This window comes from Paenibacillus sp. NPDC056933, assembly GCF_042674385.1.
In the GTDB taxonomy this organism is placed as follows: Bacteria; Bacillota; Bacilli; order Paenibacillales; family Paenibacillaceae; genus Paenibacillus.
Window position 1 is genome coordinate 2329962 of sequence record NZ_JBHUQN010000001.1, and the last position, 22918, is coordinate 2352879.

General features: G+C 45.8%; 14 protein-coding genes. 10 read left to right on the forward strand and 4 right to left on the reverse strand.

Going from position 1 to position 22918, the window contains the following annotated elements; all coding sequences use genetic code 11:
* Positions 1-112: 112 nt before the first annotated feature.
* Complete coding sequence (locus ACFTRD_RS10450) at positions 113-2089, reverse strand: beta-galactosidase trimerization domain-containing protein (protein WP_379379480.1); 1977 nt, start codon at positions 2087-2089, stop codon at positions 113-115.
* 134 nt (positions 2090-2223) lie between these two features.
* Here ACFTRD_RS10450 and ACFTRD_RS10455 point away from each other — a divergent pair, with 134 nt between their 5' ends.
* Entirely contained in the window at positions 2224-3102 is an 879-nt protein-coding gene (locus ACFTRD_RS10455) for a helix-turn-helix transcriptional regulator (protein ID WP_379379482.1), read from the forward strand.
* Between the two features lie 355 nt (positions 3103-3457).
* Here ACFTRD_RS10455 and ACFTRD_RS10460 read toward each other — a convergent pair whose 3' ends face one another.
* Positions 3458-4639 (reverse strand): multidrug effflux MFS transporter, encoded by a 1182-nt coding sequence (locus ACFTRD_RS10460; protein WP_379379484.1) that lies wholly within the window; start codon positions 4637-4639, stop codon positions 3458-3460.
* 642 nt (positions 4640-5281) lie between these two features.
* Between ACFTRD_RS10460 and ACFTRD_RS10465 the strand changes: the two genes are divergently transcribed.
* The 7 genes from ACFTRD_RS10465 to ACFTRD_RS10495 all read left to right on the forward strand — a co-directional run bounded on the left by ACFTRD_RS10465 (position 5282) and on the right by ACFTRD_RS10495 (position 14388).
* On the forward strand, positions 5282-5413 hold the full coding sequence (locus ACFTRD_RS10465) for a YjcZ family sporulation protein (protein WP_379379486.1): 132 nt from the start codon (positions 5282-5284) through the stop codon (positions 5411-5413).
* Positions 5414-5612: 199 nt separating this feature from the next.
* On the forward strand, positions 5613-7325 hold the full coding sequence (locus ACFTRD_RS10470) for a sensor histidine kinase (RefSeq protein ID WP_379379488.1): 1713 nt from the start codon (positions 5613-5615) through the stop codon (positions 7323-7325).
* Positions 7322-8728: a response regulator transcription factor gene (locus ACFTRD_RS10475; RefSeq protein WP_379379490.1), complete on the forward strand. Its 1407-nt coding sequence runs from the start codon at positions 7322-7324 to the stop codon at positions 8726-8728. The genes ACFTRD_RS10470 and ACFTRD_RS10475 overlap by 4 nt, the downstream gene beginning before the upstream one ends.
* Positions 8729-8776: 48 nt before the next feature.
* The gene (locus ACFTRD_RS10480) at positions 8777-10435 is read left to right on the forward strand and encodes an extracellular solute-binding protein (RefSeq protein WP_379379492.1); all 1659 of its coding nucleotides are present in this window, start codon (positions 8777-8779) and stop codon (positions 10433-10435) included.
* Between the two features lie 333 nt (positions 10436-10768).
* Positions 10769-12505 carry a type 2 periplasmic-binding domain-containing protein gene (locus ACFTRD_RS10485; protein WP_379379494.1) on the forward strand — a complete coding sequence of 579 codons (1737 nt, stop codon included), beginning with the start codon at positions 10769-10771 and terminating at the stop codon, positions 12503-12505.
* A gap of 61 nt (positions 12506-12566) precedes the next feature.
* Entirely contained in the window at positions 12567-13481 is a 915-nt protein-coding gene (locus ACFTRD_RS10490; protein ID WP_379379496.1) for an ABC transporter permease, read from the forward strand.
* A gap of 13 nt (positions 13482-13494) precedes the next feature.
* A complete protein-coding gene (locus ACFTRD_RS10495; protein WP_379379498.1) occupies positions 13495-14388 on the forward strand; it encodes a carbohydrate ABC transporter permease in 894 nt (297 codons plus the stop codon).
* A gap of 49 nt (positions 14389-14437) precedes the next feature.
* Here ACFTRD_RS10495 and ACFTRD_RS10500 read toward each other — a convergent pair whose 3' ends face one another.
* Complete coding sequence (locus ACFTRD_RS10500; RefSeq protein WP_379379500.1) at positions 14438-15331, reverse strand: LysR family transcriptional regulator; 894 nt, start codon at positions 15329-15331, stop codon at positions 14438-14440.
* A gap of 182 nt (positions 15332-15513) precedes the next feature.
* Here ACFTRD_RS10500 and ACFTRD_RS10505 point away from each other — a divergent pair, with 182 nt between their 5' ends.
* Both ACFTRD_RS10505 and ACFTRD_RS10510 read left to right on the forward strand, forming a co-directional pair.
* Positions 15514-16566 carry a YeiH family protein gene (locus ACFTRD_RS10505; protein WP_379379502.1) on the forward strand — a complete coding sequence of 351 codons (1053 nt, stop codon included), beginning with the start codon at positions 15514-15516 and terminating at the stop codon, positions 16564-16566.
* A gap of 790 nt (positions 16567-17356) precedes the next feature.
* Positions 17357-20737 (forward strand): discoidin domain-containing protein, encoded by a 3381-nt coding sequence (locus ACFTRD_RS10510; RefSeq protein WP_379379504.1) that lies wholly within the window; start codon positions 17357-17359, stop codon positions 20735-20737.
* A 123-nt stretch (positions 20738-20860) separates the two neighbouring features.
* Here ACFTRD_RS10510 and shc read toward each other — a convergent pair whose 3' ends face one another.
* A complete protein-coding gene (gene shc, locus ACFTRD_RS10515) occupies positions 20861-22756 on the reverse strand; it encodes a squalene--hopene cyclase (protein WP_379379506.1) in 1896 nt (631 codons plus the stop codon).
* Positions 22757-22918: the final 162 nt, after the last annotated feature.

The window sequence follows — 22918 nt, forward strand, 5'->3', positions numbered from 1 at the left end:
CCATTAATATCTAAAGGTTAGTACACTGCGGAGTAAAACGCCAAAAGAAGTCGCCATGTTAATGGCGACTTCTTTTTTTTGTTTGCTGTTATATGTTCCATAAATGTACTTACTAAAATTGAATTACTACCATTTGATGACAGGACCACTCTGGTATCGTGTAGGTCACAAGTTCATTCACCTGACTGAATGGCAGACTAAGGTTCTGGGGCGCCAGATACACATCCTGTACTTGTTCGGCAGTCGCCACCGTTACCTCTGTATTGATAAGTGGAGGGATATCCTCGATAACTTCCACACCTTGTCCTCTACGTACCGGAGAGGCATACAGCAGATGATTCACCCAACGGTTCGAGTTCTTCTGCATCTGCAGCGTGGTAACCCCTTGCGCAGGCAGGTTGGTCATCAACGATTTATTATTACTTAGTAAACGATCCAGCGCGTAAAAGATGATTTCCTTGACAGCCAAGCTTCCCTTTGTCGCATAATCTTCAAAAACATTCCATGCAATATAGATTCCATCCTGACCTTCAGCCATACCAGTTCCCGATTCCTGCAGATCAGAAGGCGTATGCTGGTGAGAGCAGAAGGTGAACAAGTCACGGTTAAAATAAGGATTTTCCTTACTGCCAAGTACGATGCCGTCTATCGTTGGCACTGTGTTCTGTCCTTCGGTGTACATGACGAAAGAAGCTTTACGCAGCGAAGGAAGATCAAATTTCGGTCGGAAGTAAGAGGGACGGAATGGGGAAACCTCCTGAAATTCTACACCCAAATCGAATTCAAAGCCTGTTCCATCTGGTGAGAGTCCGGAACGGCCAGTGGCGAGAATTTTGCCGCCCCCGGCAAGAAAGGCTGTCAGGTTGGTTTTGATTAACGCTGTAATGCTAATGGCATCCGGCAAAATAACAACTTTATATTTGGACAGATCAGCCTGCAGATCTACCACATCGAAGAGATAGTGGCCTTCCAGCAAAACTCTTACAGCGCCGATATCTTGGTGTTTGTGCTGGTTATGAAGATCGCTTCCGGATTCCCACAAAGTTGCCTCCACTGACAGCAACGCGATATCGGCCATAGAGGTAGTATCCCGGCACCATTCTTCCTTTGTTTCTACCTCGCGGTAAGCTTCCCCGATCAACGAATACGTGGCAAGGTCCATCTGTCCACCTGGATGCAGCTGATCTCCAATGGAGCAGCGTGCCCCGTTCGCAAGGCTCAGCGCAGTTTCATAACGCAACGCGTTAGGATGTTTGTATCCACCGAATTCGCCCCAGGAGGTATGGAATTTTCCGGTCATGCCGAGGAAATCCATGCCCAGTGTTTGCGCATAACGTGCAGAGAGCGGGAAGTGGTCGTACCCCCAGCCGCCCGTTGGTAGAGATTCCAACTCCAAATGGGTATTCACATGGGCGAGATCCCGCCGCCCACGGTCGACGTGACTGCTGTTGTGGAACACAGGTAGTCCGGGTTTCCATGCATGTACCGTCTCATTCATTCGACTGGTATAACGAGCATAAGTTTGTTCCCACAGTGTTCTCATGTCTTGGATGTTCCGTGGATCGGAGCCCTGCGTGCGGATGGCGGCAACGCAATACTGACAATAACATTCCCTAACACCAACGATATCGAGGAAGATACCGTCCACATCATAGTTCTTTACGACCTCCTCGACCTGTTGGGAGAGAACGTCAAGATAAGGGGTGTTCATGCAAAATTGATGATAGCCTGGCGTCATGAAATCGGCCGTCCAACTAATTCGTTCCTGTTGATTACGGATGAGCCATTGTGGATGTTTGCGGGCGAGTCGCTCATCCAGACCAGCGGAGAGGTAGACCGGTGTCTTCACGCCAATCTCATGAGCAGCTTCCATTTGGGCACCCAAAAGATCGAAATCCAGATGTGGATGCATTTGATTGGCACTTGTTGGGTGGTAGGCCCAGCCATGATGGCATTTGGAGAATAGGGTGATGGAATCGACATGCCCAGTCTTGAGCATCTCCTGAAATTGCTGCTTCGAGAAATCACGCCCAATGCCTTCAATGGCTTCTGACGTATGAAAATCGAGATGAACCTGACGAAATTTCATTGTTGCGTCCCCCTGGTCGTTAAATGATAGAATCATATTATATCTACCACTCTAATCGATCATTAGCTTCGATACAGGTGACAATGACGACTTTATATAGTACATTTTCTACATTTTATATAAAGGGGGATCTCATGCTTGTACTTGAACTTCAGGTTCCGCCGTTTCCGCTGTTAGCAGCCATTGGGCACACCGATTGGCAGCCGGGTGTGCAACATGCCCAGCGTTGTTTTGATGTGTTCGATCTTATTATTTGCGCCAAAGGAGCGCTATATATGGAGGAAGAGGGTATCTGTTACGAGGTTGCGGAAGGCATGATGCTGGTTCTTGAACCTGGCAAAGAACACCGTGGCTATAGACCAACGGATGTGCAGACGGAGGTATACTGGATTCATTTCCAGCTTCCCTCTGTGCAAAAGATGATTTTGAAAGAAAAGACGACTTGGGAGCAGCCTTTGCTTCAGCAAACAGACCAGGATATTGAGGCTCCTCCTGGAGTTATTGAAATTCCCAAATTCACCGCGGTGGATTTACGTAACCTGGAGCCGATAATGAAAGAAATGCTTGAGCTGCACCATGTACTCACCCGTCAGCGTTCCTTCGAGCTGCATGTTCTGTTAGGCCAATTCCTTCTGCAATTACAGAAGGGAATGAGACAGAACAGCCCGCAGGCTCGTTCCTATTTTCTGAGCGAGAAGGTAGCGAAATATCTTGGTCAACGCCTGGAGCAGCCGTTTGATTCCGGACAGATGGAGCGTGATCTGCTTTATCATTTTGATTACCTGGCTCGCTGCCTGAAGCAGTATACGGGGATGAGCCCGCTTCAATACAGGCATCACCTTCAAATGGAGAAGGCCAAGCGGTTATTGGCACATTCGGAGCTTCCGCTGAAGCGTATCGGCGAGTTGTGTGGATTGCAGGACCATAACTATTTTACACGGTTATTCAAGCGTCAAACTTCCCTCACGCCTGGAGAATACCGTAGGAAGCATCAGTTGCATTTTATGGAATAGAAGTGGTCGAACAGATCCCCATAGGCAGTTCATCCACCCAAAACAAATAAAAAAACCGTCCGAAAGGACGGAGGGGGGACTGTGTTCTAACTTATATTAGTAAGCGTTCAATCGCTTTCTAGTCGTAGAGCAAAATATCAAAATAGTTCTTCTTGCGATATCAAGCTTTGAAGTCCTCGCTTCGTACAGGACTAGCATTCGATAAGCCAGTTGGCTTTCATACTTTATATTCAATAAAATTAATAAAAGCAGTCCAGATACGATAAAAGTATACTGGACTGCTTCTGTTTTTTTGAAATGTGCCCCGTGACATTTCTTTGTATTATTTATGATCCTAATGAATTATCCTAATAGATTATTCTTCTGAAATAAATCTTTTGGCAAGCAACCACATACCGAGGCTAATGATTAGAAAATATAAAGGCATCATTAGCAATGAACCGGTGTGCAGAGCACCCATTCCCCATGTCGTCAGGCTTACCAGCAAATAGTAGCCTAAGCTAAATATCGCACCGGCGGTGCCAATTACATCTTGAAAATGAACAAGGGCAAGGCTCAGACAATTGGGCAAAGCAATACCTGCGCCAATCAACAGAACAAACATGGCTGTTAACATGCAGATGATCTGCAAAAGATTGGGCAGCATAGACAAGCTGCTTCCAAGGGTTAGGAGCAGAGCTCCGCTGGTCATGACCAGACAACCCAAATGAATGATCTTTTCCGGTGCGTAAACGGTCAATAATCTTTTGGAGATCATTGCCCCGACCACCGATGCCAAGGCCACAATAATGCCCAGAAAACCATAAACGCCAGGCGACAGATCAAAGTGTTCAATGAATATAAAGGGGGCTTCGGCATAATAACTGAATAAAACTCCGTTAATACCACCAATCAATACTCCAAACACCAGTACACGCGGCATAGCGAGCATCTTTTTTACAACCGGAAGTATAGCCACCTTGGATCGTAAAGAAACGTTTGTTGTCTCTGGCAGTCTAAGAAAAGCATATATAAACAACAACACGCTCATCAGTACTAACGCCAAGAACACCCATCTAAAACCAAGGGCCTGATCAATCCAACCACCAATAAGTGGTCCAACTGCCGGCGTAAATGCAATGACAGCAGAGATTTGGGCAAACATCGCATGTCTTCGATCTCCCGATACACTTTCTCGAAGCATGGTTTGGGTGATAATCGAGCCAGTTGCGGCACCGAAAGCCTGTACGAAACGGCCGACGAGAAGCCATTGAATTGATTCCGAATAAAAGCACATCAGACTTCCGATCCCATATACGATGAGACCAGCCAGCATTGCAGGTCTGCGACCAATCAAGTCGGACAGCCAGCCCCAGCAGAAAACACCCAAGGCAAATCCTACAAAATAGATGCTTAACGTGAATTGTACGGAACTATTGGTTACACCAAGTGCTGCTGCGATATCTGGCAGCGATGGAGTGTAGATGGTCTCACTGATTTGTGGAAAAGCGACAAGAACAATCATTAAAAGCAAAGATGGTACTGCATATTTCTTCATTATTATTAGCCCTCCTACAAGCTTATACTCCGTTATGACAACAAGAATATGAGCCTAGCTAGGGAAAGGGGGGCATCATGATGGAGAGACGACTATAGATCATCATTTGTTGAATTACCTTTCATCATTATAAGAGTAGGAGGGTTTGACAATCATTGTTAATACTCGGCCTAGGTTAACATGCTTGATATAGCTAGTCAACCAGACAGCATTGCACCTATAGCAATGGAACTGATCATTCTGCCAGATGTAAGCACCTACGTAGGGTCGAACAATTCAAACAAAGATGTAAAGATATAAAGGATCGGAATCAATAGTCTCCGACCAGCTTCGTGCAATGGCTTCCTACTGCCTTGGATAACGCCCCTTAATATAAGTACAACAATTATAATGAGATTGTTAAAGATAATGGATCTATAGGAAGCACCTCGTTTGTTTTTTGTGCAACCTAAGTATCTAGGATATTTAAATTTATATAAGTGTACAAAGTAATTCGTTAGGTAATTTTTGTCATTTTCGCGTAGGCCTTCTGTCTGCTGCATAAGTGGATAGAGCCCTTTTTTTGATGATTGTCTCAATAGCCTTGTCAATACATGCGTGATTGAATACCTTATGACATAACACAAAAGAGGAGGAGATTACATGAGTGATGTAGGATATGGAAATGGTGGAAATGTTGGAGGCCTTGGTGGATACGGGGGTTTCACATCCATCGGAGCAATCCTTGTTCTGTTTATCTTGTTGGTCATCATCTCCAAAGCTTTCCTGGTTTAATTCATTTGATGAACAGCTCTGCTGGCATTACGCCGGCAGAGTTTTTTGTCGTCATTGTACGGCCCACGAAGATTAAATAAAACCATTGTTAATGTCGAATTATGAGATGAAAGCGTTTGACATATTTGAGTATCAATCTATAATTATGGAGTTGCGCACACTCTTGAGATTTGGATGAAGTTAAGGAGAATGGGTTGGAATGACACTTAAAAAAAGGATTTTTTTACTGTTTTTTCTCAGTGCGTTTATTCCTTTCATTAGTATATTTGCAATTTCGTACTATACCATTGATTCCATATTTGCCAATAAGATCGATGATGGCATTCGAAGCAATCTACAGCAGGTCACTTCATCACTGGAGAATTCGATTACGAACCTGAATCATGTTACTCAACAGTTGTCCTACAGCGGTACATTAGGCAAAAAGTTGGATGAGGTGTTGAAACCATCCTCCAATATATTTGAATTGATTGAAACTCGGGATGAATTAAAGAGCGAATTAAATGTCGTAACGTTTACCAACCCGAATATAGGTTTGACATTGTATTATTTTCAGGAGGATGGCTCCACACAGTTTGGGAACTTTCCCATAAAGGATCGTTTTTCACCGGAATCTCTGCCTGTGCTCTCCAAAGCATATGGGATTACCTACTATGGTCCTCATGTCAGTATGAACCGGTTTGATGATCAGCTCGTCCTATCCGCCATGCGGAAGGTAAAATTGCCTCAGAGGGATGATGCATATATTTACGTCGAATCCGGTTTCCGCCTTGCGCAGGATATATTGGGTTACAATCAGTACAAAGGAGATGTATCCCATTTGATCCTCGATGGAGGGGGGAACATTGTGTATAGTGAGATCCCGGAAGCGATGAAGGTCGGTGAGAATTTCTCCAACTTATCGAAAGGTGCCGTATCGGATGGAATAGCTCGCGGTCACCATTGGTTCAGGCAGGACTCCACCCAGAACTGGAGCGTTGTATCGGTGATCTCGCAGGCCAAGTATCAGCAGGAGAAAAACCAGTGGTTGCTTCAAATATTACTGGTCGCTTTATTTTTCCTTGGCTTTACTGTATTTCTGGCGTGGCTGCTGTGGAAGATGGTCTATAAACCCCTCGGTCTGTTCCATTCGGAGATCAACGGAATGTCTCAAAATCCACAAACGGCAGGCAGCCAGACCCGCACGCAAATTCCCGAATTCGATTTTCTGTTGGGCGAATTCTCGAATATGCAGCATCAAATCGGTGACCTCTTTAAAGAGGTACAGCAGAAAGAGAAAATTCGTGCAGATCTTGAAGTGGAGAAGCTGCTGTACCAGATCAATCCTCATTTTTTGATGAATACGCTGGATACGGTGCACTGGCTGGCGGTCATGAATGGACAAGGGGAGATTGACCGGTTGGTGCAGTCCCTGAATAAGTTGTTGTACTACAATTTGGGGAAGTTAGGACAAGTTTCCACGATGGAAGAGGAAATTGATGCGCTTAGACAGTACTTGATCCTCCAGCAGATCCGATATGATTTTGAATTTGATGTGCGCATTTCGGCTGATGATCAAGTGCTTCAAATACCTGTACCTCGTTTTATTCTACAGCCGTTGGTTGAAAATTCACTTTACCATGGACTTAGCGACGAAGGTTTTATTCAGATTGAAGTGACACGCAAAGAAACGCTGAACATTATGATTCAGGATAATGGAGCAGGTATGACGGACGAAGCGATTGAAAGACTTCTCAACAATCGTGTAGCTGAACATCAAAAAGTAGGGATGGGCATCGGGCTCAATTATGTTCACCGTATGTTAAAAGCACAATATGGGGATCAAGCTCAACTGGTGATTGAGAGTGAATTGGGAACAGGGACAAGCATATTGCTTATACTTCCTATCAAAGGAGAAGATATCTCGGCATGATTAAGGTATTGATTGTGGATGACGATAAATTGGTACGAAAAGGAATAAGCTCTGCGATGCCATGGAATGAGTTCGGCATGGAGGTCGTTGGAGAAGCAAGTAATGGCGCTAAGGCGCTGGATTTTCTGGGATCCAACTCGGTGGATCTGATGCTGACGGATCTTGCGATGCCAGTGATGTCAGGCATTGAACTGATGCGCGCCGCAAGGCAGCTATACCCGGAACTTCATATTGTCGTGCTTACTCTTCATCAGGATTTCGATTATATCCAGGAAGCACTTAGGCTGGGAGCGATCGACTATATAGCCAAAGTTCAGCTCGAGAAGGAGCAATTCGAACATGTACTGAATCGAATACATACCCGGATTGGTGAGCTGGCGAATACAAGGCGAAAGCTGCCGCAGCTAGGTGAAACCAACGTCCATTATCGTAAAGTGTATGCACTTGTTTCACTGGACCGAAAATCTGGCCACATCTGGCCCATTGGACTCGAATCCGATACAGACGAGGTCCAATTTGAAGTGGAACGGAACAGCTGGATGTGGGCGATACCTGTGGGTGGAGAGGATCAGCTATTTGATAAATTGAAGGGATATTTGGATCAAGTTCCTCAAGGTGCACTACTGGTGTTGTCTGATGTACAGGAACGGACATGGTCGGAAATTCAAAACTGGATTATAAACTATACAGAAACGTCCTTATTTTATGCGTATGAACCCCAAGATCCGGTTATTGCCGTTTCCATGAATGAAGAAGACACTTCTCCAACAGAACCTCAGGATGAGGACATGGATCGTATCAAGCGAAATTGGTTTCTATCCCCGTGGACGCATAACGATAATTATTATAACCAGCTTGTTGAAGAGTTTAGATCTCTAAGGCTGCAAAAAGGGCAATTGATGGGATTGCTGTACTCTTTGGTCATGGAGTGGAACCATCTATTTGCCCAGACTACGCTGGGCAGAATCTCAATGATCCATTCTTTTCAATCCTGGTATGAAGTGGAACAGTGGATCAAGCAGACTTCGGAGAGCATTCGCAAGGCGGATGAACAGACCTCGTATTCTCAGGAAATGATAGATGGTGTGAAAAAAGCCGTGATGATTATGCAGAATGATTTGGATCAGGCATTTACAGCTTCTGGGCTGTCTCAGCAACTCAATATTAGCAGAAGCTATTTCAGCCAATGCTTCAAGGACATCATGGGAAAAACCTTTAATGATTATTCCCGATATATACGAATGGAGAAGTCGAAAGAGTATTTATTGAACACAAACAACACGATTTTCTGGATTGCAGAGCGGGTGGGTTATACGGATGAGAAATATTTCAGCCGAATCTTTCGCGAACTGACAGGCGTGCTGCCTAGTGAATATCGACAGTTAGGCAGAGCGGACAAATAGTGTCGCTCCACACAACCGACTGACAATCCGGTGAAAGAAGGGAAAGCAATGATCAAGAAGATGGCTGCGTGTGTTGTTGTCGTCAGCTTGATTGCAGGTATCGTATTTTTCAGTATTTCATACTTTCGGGAATCGCCAATTGTACAAACGACAACCGCTCCTGACACGGCTGCCACCAAGCCATTCGGTAAATATGAAAATCCCGTTTCTATCCGGTTGGGATATGTGGTCGACCCAACAGGGACGGATCTCTCCGAAGGAGAGACGTTAGAAAAGAACATGTGGAAAACGGCGATTAAGCAAAACCTCAACATTGATGTCGAGGTCATGTGGCAGGTATCCAAGGAGAATTTCGGACAGAAAATTGATCTGGCTATCGCCAGCAATGATTTGCCAGATGCGATGATCGTTAATCAGGTTCAGTTGAATGAGATGGTCCAAGCGGGAGAAATTGAAGATCTGACCAAGGCATATGCAAGCAGCGCTTCACCCGAGATGAAGAAAATTATCGACAGTACCAATGGATTGGCACGGGAACAAGTGACCTTTGAAGGAAAAATGATGGCTGTTCCGTCTGTGACGGCGGAGGATTTCAGTATGCTTTGGATCAGGCAGGACTGGCTGGATCGTCTTGGATTAAAACCACCGAAAACAGTGGACGATTTGGAAGCTATCGCGAAGGCCTTTGTGGAGCATGACCCGGATGGGAATGGGAAACGGGATACGATCGGGCTTGCCTCAAGCACAAGTTTGTTTAACGATTTCAACAACAGCGCTTTTGCTTTTGATCTAACACCGATCTTCTCGGCTTACGGGTCTTTCCCCGGATATTGGCTCGAGAAAGATGGGAAACCTGTATACGGTTCAATTCTACCAGAGACAAGGAACGCCTTGGTCAAGCTTCGTGATATGTATGCCAAAGGTCTCCTTGACCCAGATCTGGGCATCCGCAAAGAGCCAGAGGAAACCGTCATTAGCGGACAGGCGGGGATGTTCTTCCAAGGTTTCTTTGCGGGCTACTGGCCGCTCCCAAGCGCGTGGCTGAATGATCCCAAGGCGAACTGGCAGGCTTACGCGCTCCCGCTGGATGCAAACGGAGCATATCGTGTCAAGGTGGATAATCCCTCAAGTTCTTTCCTGGTGGTTCGAAAGGGGTATGCTCATCCGGATGCGATCATTAAAATAAACAATCTGTACCTCCGTGATGAGTTCAAGTATGGTACCAGTTTTATGCTGAGCCGCAATTTCTTTGCCCCGGCAGATGAAGCCCGATATGAATCCAAAGCCGTACAGGAGATTCTGGCAGGATCCAAATCTCCAGCTGATTTCAAGGACAAGTCCGAATATAAGCTGCTGGAAAATATGGTTTCGACGATCAAACAAACCAAACTAAAGCCTTATGATCAACTTGGCATTTCGTATTGGGATCAGCACAACGAGAACTTTATGCGCGGTTATTCACTGCTTGTGGGTGGAAGAAACTTCTTTGATCCGAATATCCAAAAAGTTCGAAGTCTTACCTACAAACGCACACCAGCAGTGGAGAGGTCGTGGGTTAAACTGTCCAAGCTGGAACATGATACGTTTTTGAAAATTATTCTAGGCGCTGCGCCGATTGATTCATTCGATCAATTTGTACAAGAGTGGAAGGAACAGGGGGGCTACCAAGTGACTGCTGAAGTGACTGCATCCCAGAATCAACGCTGAAATGCTAACAGATCTGCGTGAATCTCCATGTTTTTTTACTCAATTCGATCATTCATAGCCGGTAGACTCCTGTTTATGGAGTTTGCCGGTTTTTCTTTGTGCCACACCTCTGTGCTACCCTCCCTTATTCACGAGGATAGACAAATGTAAGTCAGTAGGTAAGATAAATGTTCACAACCTTAATATTGCTCGTTAACCACAGCCAAATGTGTACACATTTCTCTATCCAAACAAGCGTTTAATCCCTATCTCGATTAGGCTTCTCCAAGTTTTATAATGAAAGCGTAAACAACATAATAGAGAAATAATCAGAACGAAGGGGAGTTGAATGTAATGAGCAATAATTGGTCAATAAAAAGCAAACTGTTGACGAAACGACTGGCTGTGCTGTCCATGTCGGCCCTGATGGTTTCCATCCTTGCAGCCTGTGGAGGTTCCTCCAATCCGCCAACTGCTGAGGATGCAGGCCAGTATGAGGTGACACCTGGAGACCCGTTCAGTGCCTATAAAGACGAAGTGACGGTAACGATGGGGCGTGTTACTACGGCGAACCCGAAATTGCCGGCAGGAGATACATATGAGAACAATGCGTATACCCGTCTTGTCAAAGAAACGTTTAACGCACAAATTAAGGACCAATTTGAGGCTAACGGTGAAGATTACAGCCGTCAGGTTTCTCTTGCAATCGCTTCCGGAGAACTGCCCGACATGATGCGTGTGGATTCCAAGGACGAACTTAAAGAACTGGTTGATAATGATCTGATTGAAGATATGACGGAGGTGTACAATCAATACGCTACCGATAATATCAAGCAGATTTACGACTCCTATGATGGCCGCGCACTGGATAATGCCACAATTGATGGCCGATTGATGGGCCTTCCGGCGACTTCCCTGGATTCCGCACCAACCATGGTCTGGGTTCGTCAGGATTGGCTCGATGTGCTGGGAATCAAACTTGATGCTGACGGAGACGGTGCCATCAAGCTGGAAGATGTAGAGAAAACAGCAGAAGAGTTCCTGAAAAAAGATCCTGGGCAAACCGGAAAACCGGTGGGTATTCCTTTTGTGAACACCCTGAATACGACGGATTATAATGGTTCTGCCTATACCATGCTGGGTGTTGCTTCAACCGAAGGGGCATATCCTCAATATTGGATGAAGGGTGAAGACGGCAGCATTGTTTATGGTTCAACTACAGAGGAAACCAAGCAGATGTTGGGCATTATGGCCGACTGGTTCAAGAGAGGCATCATTGATCCGCAATTTGGAACCCGTACATTTGACGATATCACTGCACTTTACACTAATGGCCAGAGCGGAATTGCTTTTGGACCTTGGCACATCCCAGACTGGGGACTGAGCAGTGTGAAGCAAATGGATAAACATGCGAAATTCACGGCTTACACGCTGGAGGATGCAGACGGCAAGGTAAATGTGGCACACGCCAATCCATCCGGTCAGTTTATTGTTGTGAGAAAAGGTTATGAACACCCGGAACTCGCGATTAAAATTATTAATCTGTTCTACGATAAATTGGCAAATGACAAGGATGTCGCTACTACCATGCCAGAGGCAGCCAAGTATTTGGAAAGCGGAGTAGACGGTTCAACCAGACCTTTTAATATTGAAGTCAACTCGGCAACATCACTGCTGGATGATTACTCCGATGTTGTTCGTGGAATTAAAGGTGAAATCGGTTTGGATCAGGTCCGTACAACGGAATCGAAGAACAATATTGGCAGTATCCAAACGTACTTGAAAGACCAGGATACGGATGATGTAACAGCCTGGTCGAAATACCACTCGCGTATGAACGGAGTGGGGCTGATCGACAAGCTGACGCAGGAAGGTAAATTCAACTGGATGACGCCAGCGTTCTCTGGAACTACACCAAGCATGAAACAGACGTGGGCTAACCTGACCAAAATGGAGCAGGAATCGTTCATCAAAATTATAACGGGTGCGGAACCGCTGGATTACTTCGAAACGTTCGTCGGCAATTGGAAGAAACAAGGCGGCGACCAAGTGATCCAGGAGATCGAAGCTGAGACCACATCCCAAAAATAATTAAGCTAACACTGCTGACAGGCTGCGATAAGCAGCCTTTCTTCAGGAAAGGGGTTCATCCATGAAACAGGAAAATGTTAAAGCAAGAAACCGATTGGGCACGGGGGCCATGTATCATATGATGATGCTGCCAGGCATTTTATTTTTGCTGGTATTCAGCTACATTCCGATGGTTGGTGTCATTACGGCGTTTCAGGATTATGTACCAGCAAAAGGTATGTTTGGCTCTGAATTTGTTGGGCTCAAGCATTTTATTTATATGTTCAAACTGCCGGACATCGGCCAAGTGATCAGCAATACGTTGGTGATTGCCATCGCCAAGATTCTATTAGGCACCCTGATGGCCATCATTTTTTCCATTTTATTAAACGAGATCCGCTTTAAATTTGTTAAAAAATCCGTGCAGACGATTGTATATCTGCCTCACTTTTTGTCCTGGGTCGTTCTGGCCTCCGTGGTTGTTAACATGTTCAGCCTGGATGGAAGTATAAATCAGATTTTGGCCTTTTTCGGCTTGGAAAATATTAATTTTCTCGGAAGCAATACCTGGTTTCAACCGTTGATTATTGGGACGGACGTCTGGAAGGAATTCGGTTATAGTTCCATCGTATATTTGGCTGCAATTACCTCCATTGATCCGGGTCTGTATGAAGCGGCAGGAATGGATGGGGCAAGCTGGTGGAGAAAAGTATGGCATATTACGTTGCCGGGGATGCTGCCTATTATCCTGCTCATGGGGGTTATGAGTCTGACCAATATCTTGAGCGCAGGCTTCGATCAAATCTACAATCTGTATAACCCGGTTGTCTATGAGTCGGGCGATATTCTGGATACCTATGTATACCGGATTGGTCTCGTTGGCAGACAGTATAGTTTTGGTACGGCCGTTGGGTTGTTCAAGTCAGTGATTGGTATTGTTTTATTGTTGTCTGCCAACCAACTGGCCAAAAAATACACCGACAGAAAAATATTCTAAGGAGGCGAAACTTGTGTCTTATTCCGCAAGTCTGAAAGACCGAATGGGCCGGTTTGTCATCTACGCCATCGTTATATTGCTGGCCCTGATCTGCCTCCTTCCATTATGGAATATCGTTGCGATTTCATTCAGCAGCAGCGAGGCCGTCTCGGCCAATACGGTAGGTCTGTTACCCGTCAATTTTACAACAGCAGCTTACATGAAAATTATTGATGATGCGCAGTTCTGGCGATCCTTTGGCATTTCCGTTCTACGTGTGGTTCTATCACTTGTGCTCAACATGATTCTTATTGTTTTGATGGCTTATCCACTGTCCAAGTCGAAAAGGGAATTTAAGGGCAGAAATATTTATATGAATGTCATGATTTTTGCCATGCTGTTCAGTGGGGGGATGATCCCCAGCTATCTGCTGATCAAAAACCTGGATATGCTCAATACGATTTGGTCGCTTGTACTGCCAGGTGCTGTCCCGATATTCAGTGTCATCCTTGTGATGAACTTCTTCGCCGCCGTACCGAAAGCGCTTGAAGAAGCGGCTTTTATCGACGGAGCGAACGCATTGCAGGTCTTGTTCAAAGTGTATGTCCCCGTGTCTATTCCGGCGTTGGCGACCGTATCCCTGTTCAGTATCGTGGGCACGTGGAATGATTTCTTCAGCGGATTGATCTATATGACCAAAGTCAGTAATTACCCACTAATGACCTATATTCAGTCGCTTAACGTGAATATCGCGGAACTTCTTCAAGCCGGAACCAACTCCGCGCAGCTCAGCAATCTGACTGAAATTTCAAACAAAAATCTGAATGCGGCCAAAATCGTAGTTGCTGTCATACCGCTGCTGCTAATATATCCGCTGTTGCAAAAATACTTTGTGACTGGAATTGTTGTAGGATCGGTAAAAGAATAATTGAGTTCTGAAACGGTAGAGAAGACAGAGGGTTGAAGGCGGATAGCCTTCAACCCTCTTTTTTGACGAAAAGAAGCTTCTGCAAGAAAACTTCCAGTGCCATGGAACGGGAATGTTCCTTGTTGTGAATAATAGAGAAGCTCCGTTCCAGATGGAGCTGCCGGAGGCGCAGCTCTGCGACCTCCCCGGTTGCCAACTCCTTATGGACAATCCATCTGGATACCATGGCGATTCCGAGTCCGGCGGCGACAGCTTCCTTCACACCCTGACTGCTGGTGAAAACATAGGAGCGCTTGGGCAGAATGCACGTTTCCTCCATGAATTGATCGCTAAAAGCGCGTGTCCCTGAACCCATCTCGCGGAGCACCCAGACCTGATCCTGAAGCATATGCTGTTCAACCACAACAGAACCAGAGAGGGGATGACCGGAAGGAGCTACCACGATCATCTCATCTTTCATGTAAGGAATAACGTCAAGTTCAGCCGATGCCTGTGCTGTACCCTCCACAAATCCGATGTCCAATTGGTTCCCTTTTACCGCAGCCAGCACCTCCTGGGTATTGCCGATTGTGACCTGCATATTGACCTGAGGATACTGAGCCGCAAATTCAGCCAGTCTCTGAGGCAGGATATATTCTCCGATGGTGAAACTGGCCCCGATCTGGATATTACCTGTGACCTCATTTTGCAACATCTGTATTTCCTGCCGGGCTTCCTCATAACGTGTCTGAATCACCTTGGCATGTTTGTAAAGAATGGTTCCCGCTTCGGTAAGGGATACCTGTTTGGGCGAACGATGTAGAAGCTTTGCTCCCAACTCATTCTCCAGATTTTTGATATGAAGGCTGACTCCCGGTTGAGAGAGGTTCAGCAGTGCTGCGGCCTTGGAGAAATGGCGTTGTTCCACAACGGTCACGAATACCTTTAGTGCATCAGTTATCATTATAATTCCTCATTCATGTCGTGGATTTTTAAGTTATAAAGCTATTTAGGCTCATTTTAGCACAGTCGATTTGATTAATCATAAGTTTTGGTAATGGTAAAGATCGCAAACTCGTATTTCACTTCCTTCCTTTATCCTTCTATAGTGAGGGTATACATTATCTGTTGAGGAAGTGCAGCCATATGATTTTGCAGACACGATCGAAATCGTGGAAGAACATTAAAAAAGTAGGGAACTTCGGATTTTTTCAGGGAGTTGGACTGACGTTATTGCTTTCTGTTATCGCCAAATTACTAGGGTATCTCCCGTTTTTGAATATTATGGGTCAACTGGTTATAGCGATTATGCTCGGCATCCTGTACCGGGGGACGCGCGGCGTTCCCCTGAAGATTCAATCCGGGATATCCTTTTCTGGAAAAAGACTGCTCCGGTTCGGCATCATTTTGCTGGGGTTGAAGCTGAATCTCCTGGATATTGTCCATGCAGGATATAAAGTTGTGGCGTTAGCTGTTATCAATGTTGTTATTACGATTATTGTTGTTTATGGATTATGCAAATGGTTCAAAATCGATAAGAGCCTCGGACTGCTGACTGCATGTGGAACGGCAATCTGTGGTGCAGCCGCTATGGTCGCAATTGCTCCACAAATCAAGGCAAAAGACGAAGAAACCGCAGTTAGTGCTGCAACAGTAGCTATATTGGGTACAATGTTCACACTTGTCTACACATTCCTGTACCCGGTATTGGGCTTAAGCATGAAAGGATATGGCGTGTTTACAGGGGCCACGCTGCATGAAGTGGCGCATGTTATTGCTGCAGCTGCCCCCGGAGGTCAAGCAGCGATAGACATGGCTGTTCTTGTGAAGCTGACGAGAGTCGCATTGCTTGTCCCCGTTGCACTGTTTATCGGTTTGTGGAGCGGGCGTGAGTCACGTGGTGGAGGGAAGTCATTTCAGGGAATCCGGTGGCGTGAATTGCCAATACCCTGGTTCATATTTGGCTTTTTGGTCATGAGCGGAGTAAACACCTTGGGCATTATTCCGGAGAAAATGATCTCCGATCTTCTGATCCTTGCCTATATGCTGCTGGCAATGGCGATGGCCGGACTTGGACTCGGTGTGGATCTGGCAACCTTCAGCAGGCTTGGCAAAAAACCTTTTTTGGCTGGGCTGATTGGCTCTATTGTATTGTCTCTGGTCGGCTTCGTGCTCGTTTGTGGTTTTGGCCTGAACTAGGGCGTGTCTTCAAACTCAGGCAAGCCAGACGAATACTCTAATTTATCGTAACGAGTCGCTGAATTGCCAAAAAACACGCATTGACCCTTAGTGGATCAATGCGTGCTTTTTGTTGTTCGTTAGATGCTGATCAACAGAGACAGAATGAACACGACAAATGAAATGACAAACACCATGCAAATATAATCCCGAATGGGATAGGAGATCATGGCGTTCAGATTTGTCATGAACCAGTAACACATTCTTTGATTTTTTTGTTATGAATGCGATTTATTATCTTAGGAATATAAAACCTTTGCTTAAAAATATAAATATTTTCCTTTTATGGTTATAAAGTCCGGAATGCACATATGAAAGTCTGGATAACGATGTACTTTCTGATCGCAAGCAGTCAGATTGCTCGTAAACATCCAAAAAGGATCATTAGAAGTCCGAATACCGTCTCCAGGGGTCCGATAAGGAGAATGCGAAGCAGTTTATACTGAAGTTAATCCAGAAATAACAGGTCCAAGTGGGAAAGAAATGTCAGTATATTTACAGGAGAAAAGAAAGAACCGTTCTCGCCCATTACAGGGATCGTTGGTATGGGTTCGTTCAGAATTATTTTAATCAGGGGGTGATGATCGGCGCAGAGAAAGAATAAGGCAGATTGTAGTTTCATTATGAATCAAGGAGGTTCCTAAATGGGGAAAAGATAGGCAAAAAGATTCCACCCAATCTCAAAATGGCCGGAATTCAGCCGTTCATTTCATTGAATAACAATATTGCTAATAATCTGAGGAGGTATTTAATGCGCAACAAGTATATCGTATGGTCACTCGTATTGACCCTACTAGTCTCGAATTTATTTCTGACTGTCGGATCCCCAGCTCATGTATCAGCGGCCGGAGGACCGGACCTGGCACAGGGGAAAAATGTTACAGCGAGCGGGTACAACCAAACATACAGTCCGACCAATGTGATTGACAGCAACCAAGCGACCTATTGGGAAAGTACCAACAGTGCGTTCCCCCAATGGATTCAAGTGGATCTAGGAAGCAGCACTAACATTGATCAAATCGTATTGAAGCTTCCTACAGTGTGGGAAAAGAGGACCCAAACGATAACCGTGCAAGGCAGCGCGAACGGTTCATCGTTTACGGATATCGTGGGTTCTGCGGATTATGTATTTAATCCATCCGTTGAAGAGAACTCGGTTACCATCGATTTTCCTGCTATCGAGACAAGGTACGTTCGCTTAAGCGTAACGGATAATTCCGAGTGGCCAGCAGCTCAACTGTCCACATTTGAAATTTACGGCCCAGACAATGAGGGACCAACTCAGCCTGACCCCGATCCTGTAGATCCCCCAACTCCTGCAGAGGGGAGCAACATCGCCATCGGTAAGTCGATTACTGCATCGTCCAGCACCTTAAACTTCGTAGCTGCGAACGCAAACGATAACAATATCAATACGTACTGGGAAGGAGGCAGCAATCCAAGCTCACTAACGCTGGATCTCGGCTCGAATCATAAGATTACATCCATTGTACTGAAGCTGAACCCTGACTCCATTTGGAGCACCCGTACACAGACCATTCAAGTGCTTGGACATAACCAGGACACAACAACCTTCAGCAATCTGGTTTCCGCCCAATCGTATACATTCAATCCGGCTTCGGGTAACACCGTGACCATTCCCGTTACTGCAACGGTTAAACGTCTGCAGCTGAACATTACGGCGAATTCGGGTGCTCCGGCTGGGCAAATTGCTGAATTTCAGGTATTCGGCACACCTGCACCCAATCCTGATCTGACGATTACAGGTATGTCCTGGTCCCCGGCTTCTCCAGTGGAGAACAATTCAATAACTCTTAATGCCGTCGTCAAAAACATTGGATCTGCCGCTTCTCCATCCTCTACCGTGAACTTCTATTTGAACAACGAACTGGCTGGTTCGTCACCGGTAGCTTCTCTGCAAGCAGGGGCTTCGACAACGGTCTCGCTTAATGCAGGTAATAAAGGAGCTGCATCATATACGCTCAGCGCCAAGGTGGATGAGAATAACCAGATCATCGAAGAGAATGAAGGAAACAATAATTATACACACGCCTCTTCTTTGGTGGTTGCACCGATTACAAGTTCTGATCTGGTAGGCACGGTCTCTTGGAGTCCCGGCAACCCTACAGCAAACAGTACAGTAACATTTACGGTTAATCTGAAAAATCAAGGGAACATGGCCTCCGCAGGCGGTGTGCACGGAGTTACAGTGGTTCTCAAGAACGCTGCCGGAGCAACGCTTCAGACGTATAGTGGTTCCTATAACGGTACATTGGCACCAGGAGCTTCGGTCAATGTCAATGTTGGAACGTGGACTGCTGCAACCGGTAATTATAATGTGACAACTACCGTTGCAGTGGATAATAATGAAGCCCCGGTAAAACAAACGAATAACATCATTACAACAGGTCTGAACGTATATTCTGCCCGAGGGGCAAGCATGCCTTATACCCGTTATGATACGGATGATGCTGCTCGTAGCGGTGGTGCCACGCTGAAGTCAGCACCGACTTTTGATCAGGCATTGACGGCTTCGGAAGCCTCCGGGCAGAAGTACATTGCTCTGCCTTCCAACGGTTCCTATGCACAATGGACGGTTAGACAAGGGGAGGGAGGCGCAGGTGTAACCATGCGATTCACGATGCCGGATTCCACAGATGGCATGGGGCTTAACGGCGCACTTGACGTCTATGTTAATGGGTCCAAGGCCAAAACGGTTTCCTTGACCTCTTACTACAACTGGCAGTACTTCTCCAGCGATCATCCGGGAGATACGCCAAGTGCGGGACGTCCGTTGTTCCGTTTTGATGAAGTGCACTGGAAACTGGATACACCTCTAAAAGCTGGAGACACCATTCGCATTCAGAAAAACAATGGAGATAACCTGGAATACGGTGTGGATTTTCTTGAAATCGAACCCGTTCAGGCTGTAATCCCGCGTCCGGCTAACTCCGTCTCTGTAATCGATTTCGGTGCGATTGCAAACGATGGAAAAGACGATCTTGCCGCATTCGAAGCTGCGGTCCAATCCGCGGTTTCCACAGGCAAGACTCTATATATCCCTGAGGGCACGTTCCATCTGGGCAATATGTGGAAGATTGGAACGCCAACGAATATGATTGATAACCTCACCATTGTTGGCGCAGGTATTTGGCATACAAACATTCAGTTTACCAACCCCAATGCAGCCTCTGGCGGGATTTCTTTCCGTGTGCAGGGCAAACTGGATTTCAGCAATATTTATATGAACTCGATGCTGCGTTCACGCTACAACGAGAACGCAGTCTACAAAGGTTTTATGGACAATTTCGGCAAAAATTCAAAGGTCAGCAACGTATGGGTCGAGCACTTTGAATGTGGTTTCTGGGTAGGGGATTATGCCCATACACCTGCAACAATTGCCGATGGCCTAGTGATCGAAAACAGTCGTATTCGGAATAACCTTGCCGATGGCGTCAACTTTGCCCAAGGCACGAGTAATTCGACTGTACGTAACAGCAGCGTCCGCAACAATGGTGATGATGGTCTGGCCGTATGGACCAGTAATGTGAATGGTGCACCTGCTGGGGTGAACAACACATTCTCGTTCAACACGATTGAGAATAACTGGCGTGCAGCAGGCATTGCATTCTTTGGGGGGAGCGGACATAAGGCAACCAACAACCTGATTGTTGACACGGTTGGCGGTTCGGCCATTCGAATGAACACCGTTTTCCCTGGATACCATTTCCAAAATAACACAGGTATTCTGTTCTCTGATACAACAATCATTAACAGCGGCACAAGCAAAGATCTGTACAACGGTGAACGTGGAGCCATTGATCTTGAAGCTTCCAACGATTCCATCAAGAACGTCACGTTTACCAATATTGACATCCTCAATACGCAGCGCAGCGCTGTTCAATTCGGATACGGCGGCGGTTTCCAGAACATTGTGTTTAACAACATCAATATTAATGGTACGGGTCTGGACGGAATTGAGACATCAAGGTTCACAACACCGCATAAAGGTGCAGCAATTTACACCTATACCGGCAATGGTTCGGCAACGTTTAACAATCTGACAACCAGCAACATTGCCAACCCTAATGTGAATCAGATTCAAAATGGGTTTAATTTGATCATTCAATAAATTTTTCTAAACAAAAGCAGGGAGCTCGAAGGAGTTCCCTGCTTTTTAAGGTTATGTTGAGGAAGAAAGAGTGAATTACGATTTGAAATACGGCAAAAAAGTAATTACACAAAAGTAAGGTTTTTAAGAATTTCCATATTTTCTTTTGTAGTGACTCAGGGTGAGTAGAGGCCAAATATATGTATAGCTGTGATAGTTGGAATAGAAGTTTCCGGGAAGACCAGCGCCTGTTGGATAAGAGGTTCTCCAATCATTTTCGTGCATGGATGCAATAAGTCTTAAAATGCCTTGATTCATCTCAGGTGTGGGTTTGGGTTGGACTGCAATGAGCGCGTCAAGCGCCCAAGCGGTTTGGGAGGGGGTGCTTTCCCCTAATGGCACATAGTGCAGGAGTCGGTCACTATGACAGGATTCTCCCCATCCACCGTCGGAGTTCTGGATGCTTAAGAGCCATTGGGCCCCTTTTTGCACTGTATCATGGCTTGCAGGCAGCCCTACAGCTCTCAGACCTGTTAATGCAGCCCAGGTACCGTAGATATAACATACACCCCATCTCCCGTACCATGAACCGTCCTTCTCCTGATTATGAATAATCCATTTTACTGCCCGTTGGATGAATTCGTGTTTGGAATCCAGCCCGGCAAAATTTCCGAGATACTCCAAGGTACGTCCCGTTAGATCGGGCTCCGAGGGGTCTGTAGCCGCAGATTTGGCACCATCGATGGCGAGCCAGGTAAGCATTTCCTTGTTCGTATTTTTTTCGAATGCCGGCCAGCCGCCGTCTTTATTTTGCATGGACAGAACCCAATTCAGTCCGCGATTCCAGGATTTCTGAAATGTTGGAATAGTCGTGGACAAGCCTCGGATTGCTCGTAAAGCTGCTGTTGTATCATCCACGTCTGGATTGATCGTATTCGACTCCGAAAATCCCCATCCTCCAGGGACTGTATTCGGATTATGGATGCTCCAGTCGGCGATCTTATCTTGCTGACGAGAGAGTAAGTAGGAGGCCGCACGTCGAATAGCCTTATGGTCATCGGTAACAGAAGCCTCCTGCAATGCGTAGGTGATTAGGGCCGTATCCCACACGGTAGATGGAGAGTTTTGAATCGTCGTTTTACCTTCAGAAGAACGGCACTGCATTGCAGTGAGTCCGGTTATGGCTTTTGTAATCAGGGGATGCTGCTTATCGTATTTTAGGGCCAACAAGGCAAAAATCATGAGAATCGTACTACTGGCATAGCTGTATAATGTGCCATCAGACTCAATCCGCTCTATCATGAACTGTTCCGCCTTCGTTTTTGCAGTATCGTGGATGTGGCGAGGATTGCCGAGGAGTCTGCTTCTCCCGGTTAGAATATCGTCCTGCATTTCCTGATATCCTCGGGAAGTTGACTCATCTACAACCATTCGTAAGTCGGTCAGATCAGACAGATCGGGAGCATCTGGTATGGTGAGGGAGAAGCGCAGGTCTGCCATAATGAGCATGGGGGTAAGGTGAACTCGGGAATAACCGGAAAATTCAAAATAGTTGATGGGAAAATAGGTAGGGAACATCAGTATCTCCAGCGGGATCATAGAGATGAATAAGGGCCATTTCATTTGTCCGGTAGCGGCAAGTATTGCTTTGGTCAAAATGCTGGTAACTTTTCCGATCCCTCCTTTGGACTGAATATAGTGTTTGGCTCGCTGAATTGGCTCGTCCGTATGATGGCTGTACCCGGAGTAAAGCAGGGCGTAATAGGCTTCAACCGATGCGGATAAATTTCCATCCTCTTCATCGGGGTACAATCTCCAGCATCCATCCTGTTGCTGTTTGAGAAGAATACGATCATGCAACTGCCGGATCAGTGCTTCATTCGGAACGTCCAATATCCGAAAGAGAATGATGACATAAGCATCAATTACCGTACCGTTCTCAAAACAAAAATGCCAGGAACCGTCTTGTTGTTGCTGGTGAAGCAAGGAAGTCGTCATCCGACTCATTTCCTCATCAATTGCGCTCAGTACATGGTCCATTCCACGGATACCTCCAGAGTACGTCATTTGTACGTCATTTTTGTATTATATGATGGTAAACAAGGGGAAATGAGGAGCAAAAAGAGTATAGAAATCCGGGCCTGTAGAGGGATTCTCTACAATTTTAAATAAAAAGTTGAATTTAACGGTTGAAATTTTTTC

What these genes read in the sequence shown, in the direction of transcription:
- ACFTRD_RS10450 (WP_379379480.1), bottom strand. Translation starts at nt 2,089, where the DNA reads ATGAAATTTCGTCAGGTTCATCTCGATTTTCATACGTCAGAAGCCATT.
- ACFTRD_RS10455 (WP_379379482.1), top strand. Translation starts at nt 2,224, where the DNA reads ATGCTTGTACTTGAACTTCAGGTTCCGCCGTTTCCGCTGTTAGCAGCC.
- ACFTRD_RS10460 (WP_379379484.1), bottom strand. Translation starts at nt 4,639, where the DNA reads ATGAAGAAATATGCAGTACCATCTTTGCTTTTAATGATTGTTCTTGTC.
- ACFTRD_RS10465 (WP_379379486.1), top strand. Translation starts at nt 5,282, where the DNA reads ATGAGTGATGTAGGATATGGAAATGGTGGAAATGTTGGAGGCCTTGGT.
- ACFTRD_RS10470 (WP_379379488.1), top strand. Translation starts at nt 5,613, where the DNA reads ATGACACTTAAAAAAAGGATTTTTTTACTGTTTTTTCTCAGTGCGTTT.
- ACFTRD_RS10475 (WP_379379490.1), top strand. Translation starts at nt 7,322, where the DNA reads ATGATTAAGGTATTGATTGTGGATGACGATAAATTGGTACGAAAAGGA.
- ACFTRD_RS10480 (WP_379379492.1), top strand. Translation starts at nt 8,777, where the DNA reads ATGATCAAGAAGATGGCTGCGTGTGTTGTTGTCGTCAGCTTGATTGCA.
- ACFTRD_RS10485 (WP_379379494.1), top strand. Translation starts at nt 10,769, where the DNA reads ATGAGCAATAATTGGTCAATAAAAAGCAAACTGTTGACGAAACGACTG.
- ACFTRD_RS10490 (WP_379379496.1), top strand. Translation starts at nt 12,567, where the DNA reads ATGAAACAGGAAAATGTTAAAGCAAGAAACCGATTGGGCACGGGGGCC.
- ACFTRD_RS10500 (WP_379379500.1), bottom strand. Translation starts at nt 15,331, where the DNA reads ATGATAACTGATGCACTAAAGGTATTCGTGACCGTTGTGGAACAACGC.
- ACFTRD_RS10505 (WP_379379502.1), top strand. Translation starts at nt 15,514, where the DNA reads ATGATTTTGCAGACACGATCGAAATCGTGGAAGAACATTAAAAAAGTA.
- ACFTRD_RS10510 (WP_379379504.1), top strand. Translation starts at nt 17,357, where the DNA reads ATGCGCAACAAGTATATCGTATGGTCACTCGTATTGACCCTACTAGTC.
- shc (WP_379379506.1), bottom strand. Translation starts at nt 22,756, where the DNA reads ATGGACCATGTACTGAGCGCAATTGATGAGGAAATGAGTCGGATGACG.